Annotated in this window: 24 protein-coding genes and 2 tRNA genes; all 26 read left to right on the top strand. The window is 41.7% G+C overall.

Features of this window, described 5'->3' with window-relative positions; all coding sequences use genetic code 11:
• Nucleotides 1-184: 184 nt before the first annotated feature.
• On the top strand, nt 185-1,072 hold the full coding sequence (yabG, locus tag AC3ISE_RS00310) for a sporulation peptidase YabG (RefSeq protein WP_489222664.1): 888 nt from the start codon (nt 185-187) through the stop codon (nt 1,070-1,072).
• Nucleotides 1,073-1,341: 269 nt separating this feature from the next.
• Nucleotides 1,342-1,611, top strand: coding sequence for a biofilm formation stimulator Veg (gene veg, locus AC3ISE_RS00315; protein ID WP_070877642.1), 270 nt, complete (start codon nt 1,342-1,344; stop codon nt 1,609-1,611).
• Nucleotides 1,612-1,779: 168 nt separating this feature from the next.
• A complete protein-coding gene (locus AC3ISE_RS00320; RefSeq protein ID WP_489222665.1) occupies nt 1,780-1,962 on the top strand; it encodes a small, acid-soluble spore protein, alpha/beta type in 183 nt (60 codons plus the stop codon).
• Between the two features lie 189 nt (nt 1,963-2,151).
• On the top strand, nt 2,152-3,021 hold the full coding sequence (gene ispE, locus AC3ISE_RS00325; RefSeq protein WP_489224227.1) for a 4-(cytidine 5'-diphospho)-2-C-methyl-D-erythritol kinase: 870 nt from the start codon (nt 2,152-2,154) through the stop codon (nt 3,019-3,021).
• A 55-nt stretch (nt 3,022-3,076) separates the two neighbouring features.
• The gene (purR, locus tag AC3ISE_RS00330) at nt 3,077-3,913 is read left to right on the top strand and encodes a pur operon repressor (RefSeq protein ID WP_489222666.1); all 837 of its coding nucleotides are present in this window, start codon (nt 3,077-3,079) and stop codon (nt 3,911-3,913) included.
• Nucleotides 3,914-3,922: 9 nt separating this feature from the next.
• Complete coding sequence (locus tag AC3ISE_RS00335) at nt 3,923-4,300, top strand: RidA family protein (RefSeq protein ID WP_489222667.1); 378 nt, start codon at nt 3,923-3,925, stop codon at nt 4,298-4,300.
• Nucleotides 4,301-4,515: 215 nt separating this feature from the next.
• A complete protein-coding gene (gene spoVG, locus AC3ISE_RS00340; RefSeq protein WP_070877647.1) occupies nt 4,516-4,806 on the top strand; it encodes a septation regulator SpoVG in 291 nt (96 codons plus the stop codon).
• Between the two features lie 216 nt (nt 4,807-5,022).
• Nucleotides 5,023-6,378, top strand: coding sequence for a bifunctional UDP-N-acetylglucosamine diphosphorylase/glucosamine-1-phosphate N-acetyltransferase GlmU (glmU, locus tag AC3ISE_RS00345; protein WP_489222668.1), 1,356 nt, complete (start codon nt 5,023-5,025; stop codon nt 6,376-6,378).
• Nucleotides 6,379-6,523: 145 nt separating this feature from the next.
• Nucleotides 6,524-7,477 (top strand): ribose-phosphate diphosphokinase, encoded by a 954-nt coding sequence (locus AC3ISE_RS00350; protein ID WP_070877649.1) that lies wholly within the window; start codon nt 6,524-6,526, stop codon nt 7,475-7,477.
• A 324-nt stretch (nt 7,478-7,801) separates the two neighbouring features.
• On the top strand, nt 7,802-8,452 hold the full coding sequence (locus AC3ISE_RS00355) for a 50S ribosomal protein L25/general stress protein Ctc (protein ID WP_489222669.1): 651 nt from the start codon (nt 7,802-7,804) through the stop codon (nt 8,450-8,452).
• Between the two features lie 209 nt (nt 8,453-8,661).
• Nucleotides 8,662-9,219 (top strand): aminoacyl-tRNA hydrolase, encoded by a 558-nt coding sequence (gene pth, locus AC3ISE_RS00360; protein WP_489222670.1) that lies wholly within the window; start codon nt 8,662-8,664, stop codon nt 9,217-9,219.
• Between the two features lie 65 nt (nt 9,220-9,284).
• Nucleotides 9,285-9,515: an anti-sigma-F factor Fin gene (gene fin / locus AC3ISE_RS00365; protein ID WP_070877652.1), complete on the top strand. Its 231-nt coding sequence runs from the start codon at nt 9,285-9,287 to the stop codon at nt 9,513-9,515.
• A 155-nt stretch (nt 9,516-9,670) separates the two neighbouring features.
• A complete protein-coding gene (mfd, locus tag AC3ISE_RS00370) occupies nt 9,671-13,201 on the top strand; it encodes a transcription-repair coupling factor (protein ID WP_489222671.1) in 3,531 nt (1,176 codons plus the stop codon).
• Between the two features lie 203 nt (nt 13,202-13,404).
• The gene (spoVT, locus tag AC3ISE_RS00375; RefSeq protein WP_133313839.1) at nt 13,405-13,941 is read left to right on the top strand and encodes a stage V sporulation protein T; all 537 of its coding nucleotides are present in this window, start codon (nt 13,405-13,407) and stop codon (nt 13,939-13,941) included.
• A 265-nt stretch (nt 13,942-14,206) separates the two neighbouring features.
• Nucleotides 14,207-15,802, top strand: a complete 1,596-nt coding sequence (locus tag AC3ISE_RS00380) for a putative polysaccharide biosynthesis protein (RefSeq protein WP_489222672.1) — start codon at nt 14,207-14,209, stop codon at nt 15,800-15,802.
• 20 nt (nt 15,803-15,822) lie between these two features.
• Nucleotides 15,823-17,292, top strand: a complete 1,470-nt coding sequence (yabN, locus tag AC3ISE_RS00385) for a bifunctional methyltransferase/pyrophosphohydrolase YabN (protein WP_489224228.1) — start codon at nt 15,823-15,825, stop codon at nt 17,290-17,292.
• A gap of 15 nt (nt 17,293-17,307) precedes the next feature.
• A complete protein-coding gene (locus AC3ISE_RS00390; protein WP_070877657.1) occupies nt 17,308-17,571 on the top strand; it encodes an RNA-binding S4 domain-containing protein in 264 nt (87 codons plus the stop codon).
• A 92-nt stretch (nt 17,572-17,663) separates the two neighbouring features.
• Nucleotides 17,664-17,969 (top strand): sporulation protein YabP, encoded by a 306-nt coding sequence (yabP, locus tag AC3ISE_RS00395; RefSeq protein ID WP_489222673.1) that lies wholly within the window; start codon nt 17,664-17,666, stop codon nt 17,967-17,969.
• Nucleotides 17,966-18,595, top strand: coding sequence for a spore cortex biosynthesis protein YabQ (yabQ, locus tag AC3ISE_RS00400; protein ID WP_489222674.1), 630 nt, complete (start codon nt 17,966-17,968; stop codon nt 18,593-18,595). Before yabP ends, yabQ begins: the two co-directional genes overlap by 4 nt.
• 13 nt (nt 18,596-18,608) lie before the next feature.
• The gene (locus AC3ISE_RS00405) at nt 18,609-18,989 is read left to right on the top strand and encodes an FtsB family cell division protein (RefSeq protein ID WP_133313836.1); all 381 of its coding nucleotides are present in this window, start codon (nt 18,609-18,611) and stop codon (nt 18,987-18,989) included.
• An 80-nt stretch (nt 18,990-19,069) separates the two neighbouring features.
• Nucleotides 19,070-19,531 carry a S1 domain-containing RNA-binding protein gene (locus AC3ISE_RS00410; protein WP_489222675.1) on the top strand — a complete coding sequence of 154 codons (462 nt, stop codon included), beginning with the start codon at nt 19,070-19,072 and terminating at the stop codon, nt 19,529-19,531.
• 350 nt (nt 19,532-19,881) lie between these two features.
• Nucleotides 19,882-19,958: transfer RNA gene (locus tag AC3ISE_RS00415), tRNA-Met, on the top strand.
• An 8-nt stretch (nt 19,959-19,966) separates the two neighbouring features.
• Nucleotides 19,967-20,038, top strand: a tRNA-Glu gene (locus AC3ISE_RS00420).
• Nucleotides 20,039-20,244: 206 nt separating this feature from the next.
• On the top strand, nt 20,245-22,725 hold the full coding sequence (gene spoIIE / locus AC3ISE_RS00425) for a stage II sporulation protein E (protein ID WP_489222676.1): 2,481 nt from the start codon (nt 20,245-20,247) through the stop codon (nt 22,723-22,725).
• Nucleotides 22,726-22,846: 121 nt separating this feature from the next.
• The gene (locus AC3ISE_RS00430) at nt 22,847-23,584 is read left to right on the top strand and encodes a vWA domain-containing protein (RefSeq protein ID WP_133313834.1); all 738 of its coding nucleotides are present in this window, start codon (nt 22,847-22,849) and stop codon (nt 23,582-23,584) included.
• Nucleotides 23,550-24,536: a protein kinase domain-containing protein gene (locus AC3ISE_RS00435; RefSeq protein WP_489222677.1), complete on the top strand. Its 987-nt coding sequence runs from the start codon at nt 23,550-23,552 to the stop codon at nt 24,534-24,536. The genes AC3ISE_RS00430 and AC3ISE_RS00435 overlap by 35 nt, the downstream gene beginning before the upstream one ends.
• The last annotated feature ends 10 nt before the right edge of the window (nt 24,537-24,546 follow it).

Here is a 24,546-nt window from a genome sequence, read left to right on the forward strand (position 1 = left end):
AGTCGGCTCCGCTTTTCGAATGGGTCACACTTTTTATTCATTGTCATAGGCTAGAAAAGGATTGTTCTTAGCTTAATGGTCTATAAGAAATAGACATAGAATGGGCATCACCTTAGGGACCTAACCAGTCTGCGGTGCTCTTTAAAGATCAGTTCCGGGGAATCGGTCATTTGGAGTGAAGAACATGCAAGTGAAAATTGGAGATATCGTAGCCCGAAAGTCATATCAATGTGATGTCTTGTTTCGGGTGATTGACTTGAAACAAACAGAGGATGGAAAATGGGCTGCCATTTTATACGGAGAAGAAGTACGTCTGATCGCTGATGCATTATGTGATGATTTAGCCGTTATTGGTGACCGGGAACGCAATGAGAGAAAAGTGCATGAAAAGGAAATGCTTGAGCAGTCTCTTTACTTATTAAAGCAGGATTACCGTCTGCTGCAGGAGAAGCGGGAGTATGGTGCAACCGCAAGCTACAGCCATAATGAGGAGTTTTTTCATTTACCTGGAAAAGTGCTGCACTTAGACGGCGATCCGCTGTATCTTCAAAAGTGTCTGACTCTCTATGAACGTGTCGGTGTCCCGGTATTTGGTGTACATGTGAAAGAAACAGAAATGCAGGATGTCGTAGCGGACCTTATTGAAGAGTACCGTCCTAATATCCTTGTCATAACGGGTCATGATGCTTACTCAAAGCACAAAGGTGCGATTAATGATCTAAATGCCTACCGTCACTCAAAGCACTTTGTCCAGACTGTGCGCAACGCAAGAAAAGCCGTGCCTCATCTAGATCAGCTTGTTATCTTTGCAGGGGCCTGTCAGTCTCACTTTGAATCTTTAATCAGGGCTGGAGCGAATTTTGCGAGTTCGCCCTCACGAGTAAACATACATGCGCTGGATCCAGTGTATATAGTTGCTAAAATAAGCTTTACTCCTTTTATGGAGAGAATTAATGTCTGGGATGTCCTGCGCAATACTCTAACAAGAGAGAAGGGCCTCGGCGGCATTGAAACAAAAGGTGTCCTCCGAACGGGCATGCCATACCACAGACATGATGAAACAAATTCTTAGGGCCGCTTTCCACTTTGAGACAGCGGTTCTTTTCTTCTGGCTGTAAGCTATGTGATTTCATTGAATTGCAAACGCAGTCAATGTGTAAAAGAATTCCTTTCCTTTCTTTACATAAAAAATAAGATTTAGGTAAATCCTAATTTGTAGATAGAACGTGAATTTTGTTGAAAATATTTTGTTGACAACGAACTTTTATCACTGTTATAATTTAAATTTTATTTGACTTAAAATAGGCTATCGTGTATACTGAAATTAGTGAGGTGGATGCAATGGCAAAAACTTTAGTCGATATTAAAAATTCCCTGGATTCTAATCTTGGAAAGCGGCTTACGCTTAAAGCAAACGGCGGCCGCAGAAAAACGATTGAGCGTTCAGGTGTTCTTACAGAAACGTACCCAGCTGTCTTCGTTGTACAACTAGATCAAGATGAAAATGCATTTGAACGTGTATCATACAGTTATGCAGATGTATTAACTGAAACAGTGCAATTAACATTTTTTGAAGATACTTCAGGTTCAGTGGCAGTTGCTGGGCAGTAGACACTAGTTTGCTGCTTTTTTTTATGGTTAAAATACAGGATATCTTTTTCCGGAGCCAGTATTTATTTTGGATAACACTTACACAAAGCCGCACATACTAATAGTGCCGCTTTTTTTTATGCGGTTAAGTCCTTGAGGATCAGACGTAAATTAAAGGGGTGTTCTGTGATGGGAAGACGTCAGGGAATCATGTCCGATGAATTCAAATACGAACTGGCTAAAGACTTGGGATTTTATGATACGGTCAAAAATGATGGATGGGGTGCCATTAGATCGCGTGATGCCGGTAACATGGTGAAGAGGGCGATCGAGCTTGCAGAGCAGCACTTGGCAAATCAGAATAAATCATAAAGCGTAAAAACAGACGGCAAAGGCCGGGGCGACAAGCTCCGGCTTTTTATCACAATAAAAATATCTCATTTTCGGCTCTGTTATTTCAAATATTCCATCATTAAGCGGAAATGTCGAAAACTGCGTTATATTCATTCTATTTGTGGTACAATGTGGATAATTTCAGTTCGTTAAAAGTAGGTGAAAATGTTGCGTATATTGGAGAAAGCGCCGGCTAAAATTAATCTTTCGCTCGATGTCCTTCATAAGAGAACAGATGGATTTCATGAAGTGAAAATGATTATGACAACCATCGATCTTGCCGATCGCGTTGAACTTGTCGAGCTTGCGTCTGATGAGATTAAAATCATTTCTCATAATCGGTTTGTTCCGGATGATCAGCGGAATTTAGCCTATCAGGCTGCTTCATTGTTAAAAAAGCGGTACGGTGTAAAAAAAGGCGTTTCTATAGCCATCACAAAGGTGATTCCTGTAGCTGCCGGGCTGGCTGGAGGCAGCAGTGATGCGGCTGCTACTCTCAGAGGGCTGAACCGATTATGGAAGCTTGGACTCAGCTTAGATGAGCTTGCAGAGCTTGGAGCCGAGATTGGTTCAGATGTTTCATTCTGTGTGTATGGCGGAACCGCACTTGCTACCGGCCGGGGTGAAAAAATTCAGCATATTGATACACCTCCTCATTGCTGGGTCGTGCTTGCAAAGCCGACAATTGGAGTATCCACTGCTGATGTGTACCGCAATTTGAATTTGAATGATGTTGCCCATCCTGATGTAGATGGAATGATTGAAGGAATCAAGGCACAGGATTTTGATCAAATTTGCAGCCTCTTAGGAAATGTACTCGAGGGTGTTACTTTAAAGATGTATCCAGAGGTAGCAAATATTAAAGATCAAATGAAGCGGTTTGGTGCAGATGCTGTCCTTATGAGCGGAAGCGGGCCTACTGTATTTGGCCTTGTCCGCTATGAATCAAGGCTTCATCGTGTGTACAATGGATTAAGGGGTTTTTGCGATCAGGTATTTGCTGTCAGATTGCTTGGGGAACGGAATAGCCTTGATTAAATACGTATATTAAGTTATATTATCTTTAAAATATTCGGATTTTGGAGGTTATTCCATGAAATTTCGTCGCAGTGGAAGGCTTGTTGATATGACTTATTACTTGCTACAACATCCACATGCACTTGTTCCCTTAACTTTTTTCTCTGATCAGTACCAATCAGCCAAGTCTTCAATCAGTGAAGATTTGACGATTATAAAGCAAACCTTTGAACAGCGGGGCATCGGCTCCCTTTTAACCGTGCCGGGCGCTGCCGGAGGAGTTAAATTTATTCCTAAAATCGGGATAAACGAAGCAAAAGAAATTATTTCTGAGCTTTGCGCTCTTATGGCAAAACCTGAACGCCTGCTGCCTGGGGGATATTTATATTTAACAGATATACTTGGCAACCCGACAATCGTCAATCAGATTGGCCGTTTATTTGCATCTGTTTTCGCAGACCGGAAAATTGATATTGTCATGACTGTGGCAACAAAAGGAATTCCTGTTGCTTACGCAGTTGCAAATCAACTGGACGTTCCAGTTGTCATTGTCAGAAAAGACAGTAAGGTGACAGAAGGGCCGACTGTCAGCATCAATTATGTATCAGGGTCATCCAAGAGAATTCAGACGATGGTTTTATCAAAAAGAAGTCTGAAGACAGGTTCAAACGTCCTGATTATAGACGACTTTATGAAAGCCGGCGGAACAATAAATGGAATGGTCAGCATGCTTGAAGAGTTTAATGCAAATCTCGCTGGAATCGGCGTGCTGGTTGAATCAGAAGGTGTAGAAGAACGCCTTGTTGATGAATACATATCTGTAGTGAAATTAACAGATGTAAATGTAAAAGATAAACAAATTGATGTCATGGACGGAAACTTCTTCCGCTTCTTAAACCAAGTAACATTATAGGGAGAGATTATGATGAGAAAAGTTGATACAAAAAAAGCTCCGGCAGCTATTGGGCCATATTGTCAGGGAATGATTATTGACCGTTTATTCTTCAGTTCTGGTCAAATTCCGCTCACTCCCGAAGGTGAAATGGTAAATGGCTCAATAGAAGAGCAGACACATCAGGTTTTTTCAAATTTAAAAGCTGTACTTGAAGAAGCGGGTGCCTCTTTACAGACTGTCGTAAAAGCAACCGTATTTTTAAAAGATATGAATACCTTCGCTGCATTTAACGAAGTGTATGGCGAATACTTCAGCGAACATAAACCTGCCCGTTCATGTGTTGAAGTAGCCAGATTGCCTAAAGACGCAATGGTGGAAATTGAAGTTATTGCTTCTGTTGACTGATCATTTTTTTGCAAGAAGAAGATTGTTTTTAAGGGATCTGCAGGGTGAATCGTCCAGCTTGATCTCATGAATGAACGTTAAAAACAAAAGCACCAATAAAAAATGAGCAAAATCACCTGATTTTTCAAAATATTTTTCCATTCTTGCAGGAAAAAGAAAAATTCCGTTGAATAACTTAACTAAAGTTTTTCATACAGGAAAAGGTGGTGAACAGAATGGAAGTAACTGACGTAAGATTACGCCGCGTAAACACCGAAGGCCGCATGAGAGCGATTGCATCAATTACGTTGGATCATGAGTTTGTTGTTCATGATATTCGTGTGATTGATGGTAACAATGGCCTTTTTGTAGCAATGCCAAGCAAACGCACTCCAGACGGAGAGTTCCGAGATATCGCACATCCTATTAATTCTGGAACTCGCGGGAAAATTCAAGAGGCCGTATTAGCCGAGTATCATCGTTTAGGTGAACTAGAAGTTGAATTTGAAGAAGCAGGCGCTTCTTGATCATATGAAGCACTTCAAAAGTCGGGTAGGACTTAGTCCTATTCGGCTTTTTTGTTTTTTACAGGCAAAACTAAGAGTGCGGTTTAAAGGAGAAAAGATCCTTACATATCATGACAATTTTATGAAAAATTATGTACTTTCATATGTTTTCTTGAAATAAGGGTCTATTTGAGATATATTTTTCTATGGATAAAAAGGTATATTGGAGGCCTGAATATGGATAACCGATACGCAGTAATTTTAGCTGCCGGACAAGGCACTAGAATGAAATCAAAGCTTTATAAAGTGCTGCATCCAGTAGGCGGCAAGCCAATGGTTCAGCATGTTGTTGATGAAGTTTCTAAATTAGATTTAAGCAAAATCGTTGCCATAGTAGGTCACGGAGCGGAAAAAGTACAAGATCAGCTAGGCGAAAGCGTCCAGTATGCTGTTCAAAGCGAACAGCTCGGAACGGCTCATGCTGTTATGCAGGCAGCAGCTCATTTAGAGGATCAAGAAGGAACGACTATTGTAATCTGCGGAGACACTCCTTTAATAACAGCAGATACAATGGCATCTTTACTTTCTCATCATACAGAAATGAATGCAAAAGCTACAATTCTTACAGCGAAAGCAGATGATCCTTCAGGCTATGGCCGTGTCGTCAGAAATACTGATGGCCACGTTGAAAAAATTGTAGAGCACAAAGATTCAAATGCGGAAGAGCTTTTGATCAAAGAGATCAATACCGGAACGTATTGCTTTGACAACCGTGCTCTTTTCGATGCACTAAAGAAAGTGTCAAATGATAATTCTCAAGGTGAATATTATCTTCCTGATGTGATTGAAATCCTAAAAACAAACAATGAAATCGTTTCTGCATTCCAGACGGCATCTTTTGAAGAGACGCTTGGAGTAAATGACAGAGTAGCTCTTGCGCAAGCTGAGCAGTATATGAAAAAGCGGGTAAACGCCTTTCATATGAAAAACGGTGTTTCCATTATTGATCCTGACAACACATACATCTCAAGTGATGCTAAAATTGGACGTGACACGGTGATTTACCCTGGCACTGTCATTTCAGGCAATACCGTTATTGGGGAGGATTCCGTTATTGGACCTCATACTGAAGTGAAAGACTGCAAGGTTGGAGATCGCACAACAATCCGTCAGTCTGTTGCACATGACAGTGAAATTGGCCATGATGTAAATATCGGGCCATTTGCGCACATCAGACCTGCATCGTCTATTGCAGATGAAGTGAAGATCGGCAACTTTGTCGAAATCAAGAAATCAGCAATGGGCAAAGCGAGCAAAGCTTCACATTTAAGCTATATCGGCGATGCTGAAGTCGGCGCAGATGTTAACCTTGGCTGCGGATCTATTACGGTCAATTATGACGGCAAGAATAAATTCCTTACTAAAATTGAGGATGGAGCTTTCATAGGCTGCAATTCAAACTTAATTGCACCTGTAACAGTTGGTCAAGGCGCGTATGTTGCTGCAGGCTCAACTATTACGGATGATGTACCTGGCAAGGCGCTTTCTATTGCGCGTGCAAGACAAGTCAATAAAGATGAGTATATGAAATAAAGAAAAGCGAAGGCGCCTTGTTCAGCGCAGGCATGGCGGCAGATCCGTTCTGACCGAGGAATCAGGGCGCTGCAGACTGGACATCAATACGCAAGATTAATTGCTTCTCAATATTAATAAAACCTAGTGGAGGTCTCCTTTTAATATGTCTAATCGTTATGCAGATTCTAATTTAAAGATTTTTACATTAAATTCAAACACAGCTTTAGCTAAAGAGATTGCAGATGAAGTTGGTGTTGATTTAGGTAAATGTTCGGTAACTCGTTTCAGTGATGGGGAAGTTCAAATTAACATTGAAGAAAGTATCCGCGGCTGTGATGTATTCGTTATTCAATCAACGAGTGCTCCGGTTAATGAACACTTGATGGAAGTATTGATCATGATTGATGCGCTTAAGCGTGCATCTGCTAAGACAATCAATATTGTTATGCCATACTATGGCTATGCACGCCAAGACCGCAAGGCACGCGCTCGTGAGCCGATTACGGCTAAGCTTGTTGCTAACTTGCTTGAAACGGCTGGCGCTGACCGCGTCATCACTCTTGATCTGCATGCACCTCAAATTCAGGGATTCTTTGACATCTTAATTGACCATCTAATGGGTGTGCCGATTCTTTCAGAGTACTTCCTTGAAAAAGACTTGAAGGACATCGTCATTGTTTCGCCTGACCACGGCGGCGTGACGCGCGCCCGCAAACTTGCAGACCGTTTGAAAGCGCCGATTGCGATCATCGACAAACGCCGCCCAAGACCAAATGTTGCTGAAGTTATGAACATTGTAGGTAACATTGAAGGCAAAACAGCTATATTAATTGATGACATTATTGATACAGCTGGAACGATTACACTTGCTGCTAACGCATTAGTAGAAAACGGAGCAACAGAAGTTTATGCTTGCTGTACTCACCCTGTTTTATCAGGACCTGCGATTGAGCGTATTGAAAACTCTAATATTAAAGAATTAGTCGTTACAAATTCTATTGCTTTGGGCGAAGAAAAGAAAATTGGCAAGCTGAAACAGCTGTCAGTTGCTCCACTAATTGGTGAAGCTATTATCCGCGTTCATGAAGAGCAATCTGTCAGCACACTTTTTGATTAATGCTTTTCCAAAACACCCTCATCGCCTTCGGGCTAAGAGGGTGTTTTTGTTTGGCTCTTTTTGTAAATATTGTTGCTATTAGACTAAATGGTAAAAACCATAAGTTCCTGGAGCGGAAAGGAGCGGGCAACATTAATAATCGAAAACAAATATCTATGCGAACACGCCTTGTTTTAAAATACGTGTCCTCAATCGTTATAGAAGCTTTATTTGAAAATCAGCAGCCGAGGCAAAACCATCCTTTTCTTAAGAAAAATGTTTAGACCCTGTCAATAATGGGAATTAAATAAGACATAACTTATCGTTAGGAAGGTGTTTTGGACTATGACAACATTAAAAGTGCAAGAACGAACAGTATTTACAAACTCGGCTAGAAGAAAGGTTCGTGAACAGGGACAAGTTCCTGCTGTCATTTATGGTAAGTCAACTGATACAAAATCAATCTCCTTAGATAGCATCGAATTAATTAAAACGCTGCGTGAAGAAGGACGCAACGCCATTATAAAACTTGATTTAAATGGAAAGTCTCATTCGGTCATGCTTTATGAAATGCAGACTGACCCTCTTAAAAATGAAATTGTGCATGCTGATTTCCATGTAGTCAATCTTAAAGAAGACGTAGTGGTTGAGGTTCCGGTTACGCTGACAGGCGATGCAGCGGGCGTAAAAGACGGCGGAGTGCTTCAGCAGCCAATGTATCAGGCATCAATTACAGCTAAACCAGGTGATATCCCACAAGCCATTGAGGTGGATATTTCAGAACTTGGCGTCAATGATACTCTGACAATTAAAGATGTAAAGGTTTCTGGCAAGTACACATTCAATCATGAAGATGATGAAGTGGTTGCATCCATCCTGCCTCCTCAGCAAGAAGAGGAAATTGACAGCGGTGAGCAACAGGAATCTGGCGAGCCAGATAATGCTGAAGGCAGAGAGAACGAAGAAGATTCCTCTGAAGACGAAAAACAATCATAATTTGCAGAACGTAGCCATTTAATGGCTGCGTTTTTTATGGTATTGTTTAAATAGAGAAAAAAGATACTAAACTTAGGGTGATGATTACGATTGGGATAACTCTGCTCCAATCCGCATCATCCTTTTTGAACATAACCCGAGGGAGTATGGCCATGGCGGACACCCTTAAGCACAGCCATACCACTTCTAGAATAAAGGCAGGTACGAGAATGAAACTTTTCATTGGACTTGGGAATCCAGGGAAGCAATATGAGGATACGCGTCACAATGTCGGATTTATGGCGATTGACGAACTTTCAAAGAGATTGAACATTCCTCTTGATCGGTCAAAGTTTAACGGAATCTTCGGAATCGGTCATGTTTCTGGCGAGAAAATCATATTATTAAAACCACTTACATATATGAACCTCTCAGGTGAGTGCATCAGACCCTTGATGGACTATTATGAAATTGAGGATAAAGACATTGCTGTCATTTACGATGATCTTGATTTGCCGGCTGGAAAAGTGCGTCTGAGAACAAAGGGCAGTGCAGGCGGACATAATGGAATCAAATCAATGATTCAGCATTTAAACACACAGGAATTTAACCGTGTGCGGATTGGAATCGACCGTCCGTCTGGCGGCACGAGTGTTTCAAATTATGTTTTGGGCTCTTTTGGAAAAGAAGAACAGCCGAGCATAAAAGATGCAATCTCATTATCTGCAGATGCATGTGAAAGCTTTATTAAAGAGCCTTTTTTACAGGTGATGAACAAATATAACTGAAGAGTATAAGCGGACTCCTGAAGGTTCATACTAGACTTAAAAACCTTTTCAGGAGGGGCTTTTCAATGGCGCTACACTATAAATGCCGTCATTGCGGCGTAGAGGTTGGGACAATTGACAGCGTTTCAGTTTACAGCGAACAACTGGGATTCCATCACCTGTCGCAGGAAGAGAGACAAGAAATGATATCATATGAGTCGAATGGCGATATACTTGTAAAAACCATTTGCGAGGATTGTCAGGAAGCATTAGAACGAAATCCTGACTATCATCAGCTGCAGCGTTTTATTCAATAGGGAAAGCTTTGGTGACGAAAGGAACCAAGGCATTTTTCCGTTAAATCCAGTAACTGGGCTTATGGTGCAGGTGCTAGTTTTTGCTCCTGTCGAGCCATTAATAGAGAGATTGACATCTGCCTTTCTAACACTAACAAAAGGGGAGGTTTTAGCCTTTGCAAAGTTTGCAGCATTACTTTTATGATAATGACGATTTTCAGACAATCATTGAAGGAGTTCAAGGAGGCTTGAAAGAACAGCTTGTAGCAGGCTTATCCGGCTCTGCAAGGTCTGTTTTCACGTCTTCACTCTATCAGCATTCAAATAAACCAATTTTAATGATTACTCATAATTTGTTTCAGGCCCAAAAGATCTATGAAGATCTGGTCAACCTTGTCGGTGATCAGGTTCTTCTGTATCCGGTGAACGAATTAATTGCATCTGAACTTGCTGTAGCAAGTCCTGAGTTAAAAGCACAGAGAATGGAAGTGCTGAATCAATTATCACAAGATAAAAAAAGAATTATCGTTGCCCCGGTCGCAGCACTCAGAAGGTTCTTGCCGCCTAAGGAAGCTTGGCTTGAAAATCAGTTTCACTTAAAGCTTGGACAAGATTTGGATCTTGAAAAAACAATGGCATCTTTAATTACGATGGGGTATGAAAGAGCGGGAATGGTTTCAGCTCCAGGAGAGTTCAGTTTAAGAGGCGGGATTATGGATATCTATCCTCTTACAGAAGAATACCCGATCCGGATTGAACTGTTTGATACCGAGATTGATTCAATCCGCTCCTTTAACAGTGAGGACCAGCGTTCGATTGCTAAGCTTAAAGAAGTTCATATCGGTCCAGCTGAAGAACTCGTTGTGGATCAAAGCAGAATCACCAAGTGCATACAAAAGCTGGAGAACGGTTTAGCCTACAGCTTGAAGCGTCTTAAGGATGAAAAGCAAAAAGAGATTCTGGCAGAAAACATCGGGTATGAGCTTGAACAATTAAGGAACGGCCAGTTTAATCAGGAAATGTTTAAATATCTTTCATACTTCTATGAGAAGCCTGCTAGTTTACTAGATTATTTTCATGAACAGACAATCGTTGTCATGGATGAAGTCAGCAGAATTCAGGAAATGTACGAAAATCTCGAAAAGGAAGAGGCTGACTGGTACACTAGCCTGCTTGAGCACGGAAAAATTGTAAATGATGTTCATTTGTCACATAAATATGCAGATGTTCTAACTAAAACAAAACATCCGCTTGTCTATTTATCCTTATTTTTACGTCATGTTCCGCACACAAGTCCTCAGAATATCCTGAATGTATCATGTAAGCAGATGCAAAACTTTCATGGGCAAATGCACGTATTGAAAAGTGAAATTGATAGATGGAAAAAAGCGAAATTCTCGGTTGTTTTCCTTGGTGCAACAGAAGAGAGAGTCAAAAAGCTTGAAGGCGTGCTTGCTGATTATGACATCACAGCTGCTTTTTTGAAGAAAAATGAAGCGCCCAAGCTTGGCAATCTATATCTTATGGAAGGCGATCTGCAAACGGGATTTGAACTTCCTATGCAGAAGCTTGCCGTTATTACAGAGGAAGAACTCTTTAAAAAGAGAGTGAAAAAGCAGCCGAAAAGCCAAAAAATATCAAATGCAGAGAGAATTAAGAGCTATTCAGAACTGCAAGTCGGAGATCATGTTGTTCATGTAAATCACGGGATCGGTAAATACTTAGGGATTGAAACCCTTGTGATTAATGGCGTCCACAAAGACTATCTGCACATCCGCTATCACGGCAGCGACAAGCTGTATGTTCCGGTTGAACAAATTGACCTCATCCAGAAGTATGTCGGTTCAGAAGGGAAAGAACCGAAGATCTACAAGCTTGGCGGCAGTGACTGGAAGCGGGTGAAGAAGAAGGTTGAATCATCTGTTCAGGATATAGCGGATGATTTAATCAAGCTGTATGCTGAGCGGGAAGCGAGTGTAGGCTACGGGTTTTCGCCTGATGGCGAAATGCAGCGCGAGTTTGAATCCGTCTTTCCTTATCAGGAAACAGAGGATCAGCTGCGCTCCATTCATGAAATCAAGCTTGATATGGAACGGGAACGCCCTATGGACCGGCTTCTTTGCGGTGATGTGGGCTATGGTAAAACGGAGGTTGCGATCCGTGCTGCATTTAAAGCGGTTGCCGATGGAAAACAGGTTGCACTCTTGGTTCCGACGACCATCCTTGCACAACAGCATTTTGAAACAGTCAGAGAGAGGTTTCAAGATTATCCGATTAATATAGGCTTGTTAAGTCGTTTTAGATCAAGAAAAGAAATGAACGAAACAGTAAAAGGCCTGAAAAATGGCACAGTTGATATGGTTATCGGCACACACCGTCTCTTATCCAAAGATGTTACGTACAAAGAGCTTGGCCTCTTGATTATCGATGAAGAGCAGCGCTTTGGTGTTACGCATAAAGAGAAAATTAAACAAATGAAGGCAAATATTGATGTCCTGACTTTAACAGCTACCCCTATTCCGCGTACGCTGCATATGTCGATGCTTGGAGTCCGGGATTTGTCTGTTATCGAAACGCCGCCTGAGAACCGGTTCCCTGTTCAGACTTATGTCGTTGAATATAATGGGGGCTTCGTCCGTGAAGCCATTGAAAGAGAACTTGCAAGGGGCGGCCAAGTCTACTTTTTATACAACCGCGTTGACGATATTGACCGCAAAGCGGATGAAATTTCTATGCTTGTACCTGATGCACGTGTGACATACGCCCATGGCAAAATGTCCGAGAATGAACTTGAATCAACGATGCTTAATTTCCTTGATGGGCAATTTGATGTCCTTGTCAGCACGACCATCATTGAAACAGGTGTCGATATTCCAAATGTGAATACCCTTATCGTCCATGATGCAGATAAGATGGGTCTCTCTCAGCTTTATCAGCTAAGAGGCCGTGTCGGGCGTTCCAGCCGAATTGCATATGCTTACTTTACGTACCGAAAAGACAAAGTATTGACTGAAGTGGCAGAAAAACGTCTGCAGGCAATAAAAGAATTTACTGAGCTTGGTTCTGGATTTAAAATTGCGATGCGCGATCTTTCTATCCGCGGAGCAGGAAATCTGCTTGGTGCCCAGCAGCATGGATTCATCGATTCTGTTGGTTTCGATCTTTATTCTCAAATGCTGAAGGAAGCAATCGAGGAGCGGAGAGAAGACGGACCGAAAGAAAAGCCATTCCAAGTGGAAATTGATCTTGAAGTGGATGCATACCTGCCTGAAGAGTACATATCAGACGGCAGACAGAAAATCGATATCTATAAACGATTCAGAGCTGTTGCTTCCTTAGCTGATTTAGAAGAGCTGCAGGAAGAAATCGTCGACAGATTCGGGGATTATCCGGCAGAGGTAGGATATCTTCTGCAGATTGCAAAGCTTAAAGTTTTTGCTGTCCAAGAGAAGGTTGATATGATCAAACAGGATAAAGATACGGTTGCTCTTTACGTCAGTGAAGATGCGAGCAGACTGGTTGACGGTCAGAAGCTGTTTGAACTGAGCAATAAGTACGGCAGAGCTGTCGGTCTGGGAATGGATGGAAAAAGACTGAAAATCACCATTCAAATTAAAGGCGTTAATACGGAAAAATGGCTGAATATTGCTTCAGAGCTCCTAAATGGATTAGGATCTGTAAAAAAAGAAGAGATTTCAGCAAACTGAGTTTAATACCTGTTTTTTTTGTCTAAGCTGAAAAGAAAATACTGCCTATTCAAGAAAATTCCTCTGTGATTGTGTATATTGCGTGTTTTAGTGAAGAATACTATTTCTAAGCAATGATGGTTGTGGCATAAAGAAGCTCACTTTTAGCTTGCGCCAACAATCATCGAGTACACAATCATCAAGTGAAAGTGAGGCAGCATTAGATGAAAGCAACTGGTATAGTACGTCGTATTGATGATTTAGGCCGTGTGGTGATACCGAAGGAAATACGCAGGACCCTGCGCATTCGAGAAGGAGATCCGCTTGAAATCTTCGTCGACCGGGACGGAGAAGTCATATTGAAAAAGTATTCACCAATCAGCGAGCTAGGCGATTTTGCAAAAGAATATGCCGATGCTCTATATGACAGTCTTGGACATCCCGTGCTGATATGTGACCGTGACACATACATAGCAGTTTCAGGCGGCTCAAAAAAGGAATACATGAATAAAAATATTAGCGATCAGGTTGAAAAAGCAATGGAAGAACGCAGCTCTGTGCTGAACACAGAAGGCGGGAATATCCAATTGATAGATGGAACAAGCGAAGAGCTTAAATCCTTCACAGTTGGGCCGATTGTTGCTAATGGAGATCCTATCGGTGCTGTTGTGATCTTTTCAAAGGATCAGGCTGTCGGTGAAGTCGAGCATAAAGCAGTAGAAACAGCAGCTGGATTTTTGGCTCGGCAAATGGAACAGTAGTCATTATTCATATCGTATTATCAGGCAGCGATTTTTTGCTGCCTTTTCTTGTTTGACAGTATTTATATCGTCTTGAACAATGATGTCTAGCTCCATCGCCCAACTCCTCGGCCAGAACGGATCCGCCATTAAAGGCAAAAAGCGCCTTTTCTGGCGGATCCTTATCTGTCTGCCTGCGTTAAACGGGCGCTTCCGCTTTTATAGCGGGTTACATATTATGATATAATAGGCACGTTCAGCTTAAAATTGGAAGGGGAATTGGGCGATGAACGTCCGTTCTGATACATCAGCAAATCTCTTCCTGCAAGGTGCCTTTGTATTGACACTTGCGGGACTTATAATAAAGATCATGAGCGCTGCCTACAGGGTGCCTTATCAAAATATTGTCGGAGACATCGGATTTTACATATATCAGCAGGTTTATCCTTTTTACGGGATTGCTATTATGCTTGCTACAACCGGATTTCCGGTCATTATTTCAAAATTAATCATTGAATTTGGAGATAAAGAAAAAAACAATTCCTCTCTTTTTTCTATCCTGAGGATTTCCTTTTTGTTCTTAATTTCCGTTTGTGCTTTGTTCTTTTTATGCCTCTATTTAGGCGCAGTGCACATTTCAGAAATCATGGGCGATGCGGAGCTTGCCCCGCTGCTTAAAATTATTTCATTCTCTTTTCTTTTGCTTCCCTTTATATCTATTGCAAGGGGTTATTTTCAAGGGTTTGATACTATGCTTCCTACCGCTCTCTCCCAAGTAACAGAACAAGGAATCAGAGTTGTGACGATTCTTCTCTTTTCATATATTCTGATTCAGAATGGCTACTCTCTGTATGAGGCGGGAGAAGGAGCTTTATTCGGCTCTTTGACTGGTGGAATTGCTGCAGCAGCAGTATTATCCGTGTTTTTGGCCAAGGATAAAAGAAGAGCTCTTTTTTTCCAAACAGGGAAATCATCGATTCATACAAAAACAATCATTAAGTATTTATTAATCAATTCAATGACCATTTGCATGACAAGCTTAATGCTGATTTTTATCCAAATGATTGATGCCATGCAGCTCTATTCGACGCTTCTCTCTAACGGAATCGAAATGTCAGCAGCCAAGGCAATAAAAGGGATATATGACAGGGGGCAGCCTCTGATTCAGATAGGAACAGTGGTTGCAACATCCTTTTCCTTATCGTTAGTTCCGCTTATATCATATGCGAAAAAGAATCATGAAGATGGCGTGATTGCAGATAAAATAACGAGTTCCATGAAAATCTGCACGGTGATTGGAACAGGAGCGGCAGCAGGACTGATCGTGATTATGGAGCCGACAAACATCATGCTGTTCCGGGATGCATCAGGTACGAATGTGCTTGGTATTTTAGGCATATCCGTTTTGTTTACATCCTATGCCCTGACCCTGTCTGCTATCTTACAGGGTCTAAGCTTTACCTTTTTCCCTGCAGCAGCAGTCGTAATTGGATGCGCGGTTAAACTAGGTTTAAACATTCTTTTGGTTCCGTCGATGAATACGGAGGGAGCAGCTATTGCAACCGTTGCAGCATATGCAGTGATCGGTTTTTTGAATGCCTGGTATTTAAAAACGAAAGGGTACATGCTCATCAGCTGGAAGGATATACAGAAGACAGCGGCCGCTGCAGGTTTGATGCTTGCGCTCCTTTCTCTATATATGTCTGTCTTTGATCAATATTGGGATGATCTTAACCGAATGGCGGCTACAATCGGATCATTATCAGGTGCATTAGCAGGAGCGGTTATCTATCTATTGGCCATTTTAAAACTTTCTATTTTTACGAAAAACGAACTCGCTGCATTTCCGGGCGGAAAGAAGCTTGAGAAGTTTTTAAAATAAATGAAACGGGGTATGGAATGATGGTGAAAAAGATTACAGTAGTAGGACTTGGGGGCTCGGATGCCAGTCATTTGCCGCTTGGAGTTTATCGAACACTTACATCAGCCTCCCACTTGTTTTTAAGAACAAAAGAACATCCGGTTATTGATGAACTGCGGGCAGAACTGCCGGATTACAGAACATTTGATCACCTCTACGAAGAGAATGATCAATTCGGCGATGTTTACGCTAAAATTGAACTGGAGCTATACAAGGAAGCGGATGATAAAGAGATTATCTACGCTGTTCCTGGACATCCCCTTGTTGCAGAGCAGACGGTTCAATTGCTGCTTCAAAATGGAGGACAGAGAGGCTATGAGATCCGTATAGCAGGAGGTCAAAGCTTTTTAGATGCTACGTTTACTGCGCTTCAAATCGACCCGATTGACGGATTCCAAATGGTAGACGGTCTGACGATGAAGAGAGAGCAGTTAAACTACAGGCAGCATCTGATTATTTGCCAAGTGTATGATCAAATGGTTGCTTCCGAAGTGAAACTGACGCTGATGGAAGATTTGCCTGATGACTATGAGGTTCAGATTGTTACAGCGGCCGGAAGCAGTCAGCAAAAGATCATAAAGGTGCCTCTTTTTGAGCTTGACCGGGTTACGTCGGTTAACAACTTAACAAGTGTGTATGTGCCTCCCGCAAAGGATGAGAGCATTCTGAATCACCAATTTTCATCACTTCGCTCGGTGATTGCGGAGCTTCGAGGACCAAACGGGTGCCCGTGGGATTTGAAGCAGACCCATCAATCTCTGAAAAAGTATTTGATTGAAGAATGCTATGAGTTAATTGAAGCCATTGACGAAGCAGATGATGAACATGTGGTTGAAGAGCTTGGAGATGTTCTCCTTCAGGTCATGCTCCATTCTCAAATTGGTTCAGACGATGGTATGTTTTCAATTGATGATGTCATCAGAACATTAACAGAAAAAATGATCCGCAGACATCCGCATGTTTTTTCAACGGCTGTTGTTAGCGGTTCGGATGAAGTACTGTCAAATTGGCAGGAGATAAAGCGTGCAGAAAAGGGATCAGATGAAAAAGAGTCCCTTTTGAAGTCGATTGCCGGCTCGCTCCCTGCATTGTCTAAGGCCTACCATATTCAAAAGAAGTCAGCTAAAGTCGGCTTTGACTGGGATCATGCTGAGTCAGCATGGGAAAAGGTTCAGGAAGAGATGCAGGAGTTCAAGGCTGAAACAGCGGAAAAACACGCTGATCAAACGAAAATCCTCGCAGAGTTTGGGGACATTCTCTTTGCACTGGTCAACATTGGCAGATTTTACGATGTAGAGCCTGAGGAAGCCTTATCGGCAACCAATCATAAATTTAAAAGACGATTCGAATATATAGAGAAAAAAGCAGATGAGCTTAATCAAAACCTGGAAGAGATGTCTCTTGAAGAAATGGATTCTTACTGGAATGAAGCAAAAAGCAAAGGGCTATAAAGGGGTGCTGAAAAGATGAGACTAGATAAATTTTTAAAGGTTTCAAGACTGATCAAAAGACGTACACTTGCAAAAGAAGTGTCTGATCAAGGAAGAATTACGGTAAACGGTACAGTTGCAAAAGCAAGTTCTATTGTTAAATTGGGTGATGAGCTTGCGATTCGATTCGGGCAAAAGCGCATTACGGTAAAAATTGAAAACCTGCAGGATTCATCCAAAAAAGAGGATGCTGCAGGCATGTATTCTCTTGTAAAAGAAGAAAAGATCAGCGAAGAATAGAATTTGATATCATACGAGGGCTTGTTCTATTTCGCATTCTCGGCTCATAGAAATAGGTAAGAATATTTCTTAGAAGAATGCGGGGGTTGGCAATGAATCAATATTATGATAATCAATCACAGCCTAAGGGAACAATCCAAGAGCATGATGTTATTATGAGAGGCCGTAAACTGCTTGATATTACTGGCGTAACACATGTGGAAAGCTTTGATAATGAAGAGTTTCTGCTTGAAACGGTGATGGGGGCTCTTGCCATCCGCGGTGAGAATCTCCAAATGAAAAATTTGGACGTTGATAAAGGGGTCGTCTCGATAAAAGGGAGAATTTTTGATCTCGTCTATCTCGATGAGCATCAGACGGAGAAAGCTAAAGGACTCTTTAGCAAGTTGTTTAAATGACGCTCTCCACTCAATTCCTGACGATGCTTTCCATGGTTTGTTCAGGCTGTTTTATTGGCGCTTCTCTTGATACTTACGGCCGCTTTCTAATGCGGCCGAGAAGAGCCAAATGGGTCGTTTTCATAAATGACATCTTATTTTGGCTCGTTCAGGGCCTCCTTTTATTTTATGTTCTCCTGAACGTGAATGAAGGAGAATTCCGCGTCTACATTCTGCTTGCCCTGCTGTGCGGATATGCAGCTTATCAGAGCTTGATCAAGGGCATTTACTTGGCGCTTCTCGAATTTATCATTAAGTGTGCAGTCGGTATTTATAAGACGGTGCTGAAGATGGGGAACTTCTTTTTGGTGAAGCCCATTATTGGCATTTTTAATTTATTGACAGCGATTATAAGCGGACTTGTCATTTTTTTATGGAACTTGTTAAAATGGATGGCAAGAGTGATTTTTCTTATTGCAAAGGTGCTGTTATCTCCCGTTTTTTGGATTTTAAAAGGATTGTGGAGATTGATTCCTTTGTCTATCAGAAACTTTTTTTACAGGTTTTTCAAGAAAACAGCAGGATTTTATGAGAAAATCAAGAATAAGAGTGGTAACTTATGGATTTCGTGGAAAAAGAAGAAATAAAGGAGGCTAATAAATGAGTCTCGCTAAAGATCGGAAAATTACGCAGCTTCAATCACAGTATATGCAGCAGCAGGAGCGGAAAGATCAGATATTAAAAAGGCGCAAACGAGGATTGATCAGGCGGCTTACATTATTTGGATTGATTGCGGCGGTAACTTCTGTTATCGTATTAACGACTCTCATATCTCAATCAAGTGCCATTAATGAGAAGGTTCATCAAAAGAAAGAACTTAAAACTCAATTAACGGAGCTTCAAAAAGATGAAAAGGTATTAGAGGAAGAAATCGTAAAGTTGAATGATGATGAGTATATTGCTAAAATTGCTCGTCGGGACTATTTTTTATCGGAAGACAACGAGATTATCTTCACGTTGCCAAATAAAGATAAAGAGTAGTGTTGTTGACACTTGATTTTTGGATTATGTATAATTAAATAAATGAGTTTTTATGTTTATTAAGGAGGAGCATTTTTTTTATGTCGATAGAAGTTGGCAGCAAGTTACAAGGTAAGGTAACGGGCATTACAAATTTCGGAGCGTTCGTAGAGCTTTCGGGTGGCACTACAGGACTCGTCCACATCAGTGAAGTTGCTGATAATTATGTGAAAGATATTAACGATCACTTAAAAGTCGGTGACGAGGTAACCGTTAAAGTCATCAATGTAGAGAAAGACGGAAAAATTGGCTTGTCAATTAAAAAGGCAATTGATCGTCCTGATCGTCCTGAGCGCCCAGAACGTTCAGAACGCCCGAATCGCTCAGACCGTCCAAACCGCTCAGATCGTCCAAGAGGCAGAACGAACACAAATGAATTCCGCCCTAAGGAGAATTTCGAGCAAAAGATGAGCAGGTTCTTAAAAGACAGTGAGGATCGCTTATCATCACTTAAACGCAATACAGAATCAAAGCGCGGCGGTCGCGGAGCAAGAAGAGGTTAACTTGCTGCTATCTGATATAAATGCTGAAACGGCAGAGAAAGTACATGGGAATGTGCTTTCTTTTTTTATGGCTCTTATCATAAATATTGTGGCTTTTAGACTAGATGGTAAAACCTTAAGTGGATTGTAGCGGATAAACTTGACTTCTGCGGGAAATAGAGGGAAATGGGAGTCCTCACAGGCAAAGCCTCATTTCTATATCGGATCAAAATAAGTGATTGATTTTCAAAAAATACCTTATTTATTCCGACAATGTTTACTGAATATTTCAACTTTATATTTTTTGTTGACGAAAGTCGAAATCCTTTGTATTATATATCTTGTGCCTTATAACATTTGGCAGTTAAAATGGCGGTGTAGCTCAGCTGGCTAGAGCGTACGGTTCATACCCGTGAGGTCGTGGGTTCGACTCCCTCCGCCGCTACCATTTTTTCTGGCCCGTTGGTCAAGCGGTTAAGACACCGCCCTTTCACGGCGGTAACACGGGTTCGAATCCCGTACGGGTCATCACTTTAGAAACCCTGATTTTCCTTAATGGAAAATCAGGGTTTTTTTGTTCTGCTTTTATAATAATAAAAAGCTTTTTCGGGCATTTTGTCGCTATTCAAAAAAACAGTCGAACGTTTCTTGGGATGAGCTTCCTTCTTTTGACAAAATCTTTTTTTTGCCTTCGATATAATAACCACAACATTAAAAAGTGGGGGAATGAAAATATGGAAAAGGTAGAAAGAAGGGTTATCGAGCCCATGACGGAAGTGAATCTTGAGAGGACACATCAATGGTTTAATCGTTCTGTTCATCGTTTGGGAACAAGAATGCAGCTGCTCTTTTTGCATAAAGGTCTTCTTTATGTGCTGATCGGCTTTCTGCTGGGAAGGGCGCTTATTTTAACCGAAGTCCTTCCATTTGCACTTCCGTTCTTTGGCGCTGTCCTTTTAATGAAAAAAGATAAAGCGCTATTCTCCTCGCTTGCTCTGATCTCAGGAGCTGTCACTATATCGTGGCAGACCTCCCTATTTGTCACAGCCTCTATTCTTATCTTTCTGATCATGAAAAAAGTCATCTCTCTATTCTATAAAGATAAAATGAAAGCATTGCCGTTTGTTGTTTTCCTCTCGATGATGATGACCAGAATCGGTTACTTCTATCTGCAGGGCTCGCTCACACTGTACGATTATATGATGGCAGGGGTTGAGTCAGGACTTGCGTTTATCCTGACACTTATCTTTATGCAGAGTCTGCCTCTTATATCTGCCAGAAAGTACAAGCAGTCTCTTAAAATAGAAGAAATCATCTGCATTATGATTCTGCTCGCTTCCGTGCTGACCGGTTTTGTCGGAGTCACCTACCAGGAGCTGCAGGCAGAACATATTTTATCGAGATATATTGTCCTTCTGTTTGCCTTTATCGGAGGATCCAGCATTGGGTGTACAGTTGGTGTTGTAACCGGATTAATCCTGAGTCTTGCCAATGTCGGGAATCTCTATCAAATGAGCCTCCTTGCCTTCTCGGGCCTGCTTGGAGGGCTCTTAAAAGAGGGGCAGAAGTTTGGGGCAGCCATAGGTCTGTTAATCGGCTCTCTGCTGATTTCACTTTACGGTGAAGGGTCAAACGACCTGATGAAAAACTTATCAGAATCACTCATTGCCATTGGGTTATTTCTATTAACACCAAAGGCAATTACAAATAAATTAGCCAAGCATATTCCAGGAACAAACGAACATACACAGGAACAGCAGCAATACGTAAGAAAAATCAGGGATGTAACAGCACATCGGGTAGATCAGTTCTCTCAAGTATTCCATGCCCTTTCAGAGAGCTTTGTCACATTCTATGAAAAAAGTGAAGAGTCAGAAGATCAAAGGGGGACCGACTTGTTTTTAAGCACGATAACAGAAAAAACCTGCCAGACCTGTTTCAAAAAAGAAAGGTGCTGGGTGCAGAACTTTGATACAACCTATGATTTTATGAAGACAATTATGCATGAAAGCAAGCAGAATACGTATCATAGCAATCGGAAATTAAAAAAGGAATTTGAGAGATATTGTTCAAAACCAAAGAAAGTAGAGGAGGCTATAGATCAGGAAATCAACTATTATGACGCGAATGAAAAGTTAAAAGAGCAGGTGCAGGAGAGCAGAAGGCTTGTAGCGGAACAGCTGATGGGCGTTTCGCAGGTCATGGAGGATTTTGCAAAGGAAATAAAACGGGAGAGGGAAAACCATTTTGTTCAGGAGGAACAAATTCTTGAAGCGCTCCAAAGCTTTGGGATTGAAATCGGCCATGTGGATATTTACAGCCTGGAACAGGGGAACGTTGATATCGAGATGAGCATTCCATTTTGCAATGGACACGGTGAGTGCGAGAAGATTATCGCACCAATGCTCTCTGATATTCTGGAAGAGTCAGTGATCGTCAAACATGAAGAATGCTCGAGCTATCCGAACGGATACTGTCACGTGTCCTTTGGTTCTTCGAGAACATATAGAGTAGATTCCGGTGTAGCTCATGCCGCAAAAGGAGGAGGACTTGTTTCAGGAGACAGTTATTCAACGATTGAACTTGGCTTTGGAAAGTATGCAATTGCGATTAGCGATGGAATGGGGAATGGAGTGAGGGCCCACTTCGAGAGTAATGAGACGATCAAGCTGCTTCAAAAGATTCTGCAGTCCGGAATTGAGGAAAAAGTGGCGATCAAGACAATAAATTCCATTTTGTCTTTAAGAACCACAGATGAAATCTTTTCAACGCTTGATCTCGCTATTGTGGATCTGCAGGATGCAACCTGCAAGTTTTTGAAGATTGGATCGACTCCAAGCTTCATTAAACGCGGCGATCAAATTATGAAAATTCAAGCGAGCAATCTGCCGATGGGAATCATCGATGAATTTGATGTCGATGTGGTTGGGGAGCAGCTGAAGGCTGGAGACCTTCTGATTATGATGAGTGACGGCATCTTTGAAGGGCCGAAGCATGTGGAGAACCATGATTTATGGATGAAGAGAAAGATTAAAGAGTTAGAGACGATGGACCCGCAGGAGGTTGCAGATTTAATTATGGAGGAGGTTATCCGGACAAGAGCAGGAAAGATTGAGGATGATATGACAGTGGTTGTAGCCAAAATCGATCATAATACTCCTAAATGGGCTTCTATCCCGACGTCCAAGCACTATAAAAAACAGAATGTGATGTAGAAGAAGCACCCTTTAAACAAGCCCCTTCTAAAGTATAAAACTCTTATTTCCTGGCGAGGATGGTAGTACATTATTTCCTTGGTGATAAGAGGTTGAGGATATTAGGAGGGGCTAAACTAAAATGAATAAAGGCAAATTAAAACAAATTCTGCTTATAACAGACGGCTGCTCAAATCATGGCGAAGATCCAATAGCGATGGCAGCTCTTGCGAAAGAACAAGGAATTTCAGTGAACGTGATCGGTATTGTAGAGGAAAATGTAATTGATCAGGAAGCAATCGATGAGATTGAAGGAATTGCTATGTCGGGCGGAGGCGTAAGCCAGATTGTCTATGCCCATCAGCTTTCTCAAACGGTGCAAATGGTGACAAGGCAAGCGATGACTCAAACTCTGCAAGGGGTGGTCAATTCTGAACTTCAGCAAATCCTCGGGAAGAAAGTGACGATGGAGGAGCTTTCTCCTGAAAAACGGGGAGAGGTGATGGAAGTAGTCGACGAGCTTGGCGAAACGATCGGCATGGAGATTTTAATTTTAGTAGATATGAGCGGAAGCATGAAGCCAAAGCTGCCAACTGTAAAAGAATCACTTTTGGATCTATCCATCAGCCTAAATTCGAGAATAGGGGAAAATCAATTTTCCGTGTCAGTATTTCCTGGGAAAAAGGAAGAGGTTGAGACCATTTTAGAATGGACGCCGAAACTTGAATCTCTTTCCTCTATTTTTCCAAAACTTACAACAGGCGGCATTACACCGACCGGACCGGCTATTCGTGACGGCATTCACTCATTTAAGAAAAAGCGTTCTTTAAGGAGTTTGCTCTCAGATGATGAACAATACTTCAATGAATCAAACATGTAAAGCGGCACCAGGCACCATTATCAAGGGAAAGTGGCATCATCAGCAATACCGGATCGTGAAAGCTCTTGGTCAGGGTGCTACAGGGATTGTCTATTTAGCAGAGGGGAAAAATGGACTTTCAGCTCTCAAAGTCAGTGAGAACAGTATGTCCATTACTTCTGAAGTGAATGTCCTTAAACACTTTTCAAAGGTCCAGGGGAATTCCCTTGGACCTGCTTTAATTGATGTAGATGATTGGATGAATCCCCGGACTCGAACACAAGTTCCTTTTTATGTTATGGAGTATATTAAAGGAAAGCAATATCTTGATTTTATCGGGAACAACGGACATGAGTGGATTGGTGTTTTAACGATTCAGCTTCTCTCAAATCTGCAGGAGCTTCATCAGGCAGGCTGGGTTTTCGGAGACTTGAAGCCGGAGAATCTGATTGTTGCTGACAGGCCTGTTCGGCTAAGGTTTATAGATGTTGGAGGAACCACAATTCAGGGAAGATCGATAAAGGAGTTCACCGATTTTTTTGACAGAGGGTACTGGGGACTTGGGACCCGTAAGGCGGATCCTGAGTATGATCTGTTTGCAGCTGCTATGATCGTCATTAATTCTGTATACCCTAAACGGTTTAAAAAGCAGGGAGACGGATATGGTCAGCTGGATGCTGTTATTCAGTCAAATCCATATCTGCGCCAGCATTCTGCCGTTTTAAAAAACGCCATCTTGGGAAAATACAAATATGCTTCTGAAATGAAACAGGATTTTCTTCAGTCTCTTTATCCAAAACCGAGCAGAAAGCCTCCTGCTTCAGTCAAACAGCCCGCTCAGAATCAGCAACAGAAAACTACGCGCGTGCAGGTTAAAAAGAAGAGCAGAGTAAGCGGATGGGCAGAAACGATGCTGATTATTGCCGCCTTATGTATTATCTATTCGTTCTATGTATATCACTATCTCATGTAAATTTGATAAA

It is taken from the genome of Metabacillus sp. KH_069, assembly GCF_057838075.1.

Excerpts from the sequence above, each read along its gene's own strand:
- spoVG (WP_070877647.1), top strand. The coding sequence starts at position 4,516 with ATGGAAGTAACTGACGTAAGATTACGCCGCGTAAACACCGAAGGCCGC.
- glmU (WP_489222668.1), top strand. The coding sequence starts at position 5,023 with ATGGATAACCGATACGCAGTAATTTTAGCTGCCGGACAAGGCACTAGA.
- AC3ISE_RS00335 (WP_489222667.1), top strand. The coding sequence starts at position 3,923 with ATGATGAGAAAAGTTGATACAAAAAAAGCTCCGGCAGCTATTGGGCCA.
- AC3ISE_RS00350 (WP_070877649.1), top strand. The coding sequence starts at position 6,524 with ATGTCTAATCGTTATGCAGATTCTAATTTAAAGATTTTTACATTAAAT.
- AC3ISE_RS00430 (WP_133313834.1), top strand. The coding sequence starts at position 22,847 with ATGAATAAAGGCAAATTAAAACAAATTCTGCTTATAACAGACGGCTGC.
- fin (WP_070877652.1), top strand. The coding sequence starts at position 9,285 with ATGGCGCTACACTATAAATGCCGTCATTGCGGCGTAGAGGTTGGGACA.
- AC3ISE_RS00410 (WP_489222675.1), top strand. The coding sequence starts at position 19,070 with ATGTCGATAGAAGTTGGCAGCAAGTTACAAGGTAAGGTAACGGGCATT.
- purR (WP_489222666.1), top strand. The coding sequence starts at position 3,077 with ATGAAATTTCGTCGCAGTGGAAGGCTTGTTGATATGACTTATTACTTG.
- AC3ISE_RS00405 (WP_133313836.1), top strand. The coding sequence starts at position 18,609 with ATGAGTCTCGCTAAAGATCGGAAAATTACGCAGCTTCAATCACAGTAT.
- yabG (WP_489222664.1), top strand. The coding sequence starts at position 185 with ATGCAAGTGAAAATTGGAGATATCGTAGCCCGAAAGTCATATCAATGT.
- AC3ISE_RS00390 (WP_070877657.1), top strand. The coding sequence starts at position 17,308 with ATGAGACTAGATAAATTTTTAAAGGTTTCAAGACTGATCAAAAGACGT.
- yabP (WP_489222673.1), top strand. The coding sequence starts at position 17,664 with ATGAATCAATATTATGATAATCAATCACAGCCTAAGGGAACAATCCAA.
- yabQ (WP_489222674.1), top strand. The coding sequence starts at position 17,966 with ATGACGCTCTCCACTCAATTCCTGACGATGCTTTCCATGGTTTGTTCA.
- spoVT (WP_133313839.1), top strand. The coding sequence starts at position 13,405 with ATGAAAGCAACTGGTATAGTACGTCGTATTGATGATTTAGGCCGTGTG.
- veg (WP_070877642.1), top strand. The coding sequence starts at position 1,342 with ATGGCAAAAACTTTAGTCGATATTAAAAATTCCCTGGATTCTAATCTT.
- AC3ISE_RS00435 (WP_489222677.1), top strand. The coding sequence starts at position 23,550 with ATGATGAACAATACTTCAATGAATCAAACATGTAAAGCGGCACCAGGC.
- pth (WP_489222670.1), top strand. The coding sequence starts at position 8,662 with ATGAAACTTTTCATTGGACTTGGGAATCCAGGGAAGCAATATGAGGAT.
- AC3ISE_RS00355 (WP_489222669.1), top strand. The coding sequence starts at position 7,802 with ATGACAACATTAAAAGTGCAAGAACGAACAGTATTTACAAACTCGGCT.
- AC3ISE_RS00380 (WP_489222672.1), top strand. The coding sequence starts at position 14,207 with ATGAACGTCCGTTCTGATACATCAGCAAATCTCTTCCTGCAAGGTGCC.
- spoIIE (WP_489222676.1), top strand. The coding sequence starts at position 20,245 with ATGGAAAAGGTAGAAAGAAGGGTTATCGAGCCCATGACGGAAGTGAAT.
- AC3ISE_RS00320 (WP_489222665.1), top strand. The coding sequence starts at position 1,780 with ATGGGAAGACGTCAGGGAATCATGTCCGATGAATTCAAATACGAACTG.
- yabN (WP_489224228.1), top strand. The coding sequence starts at position 15,823 with ATGGTGAAAAAGATTACAGTAGTAGGACTTGGGGGCTCGGATGCCAGT.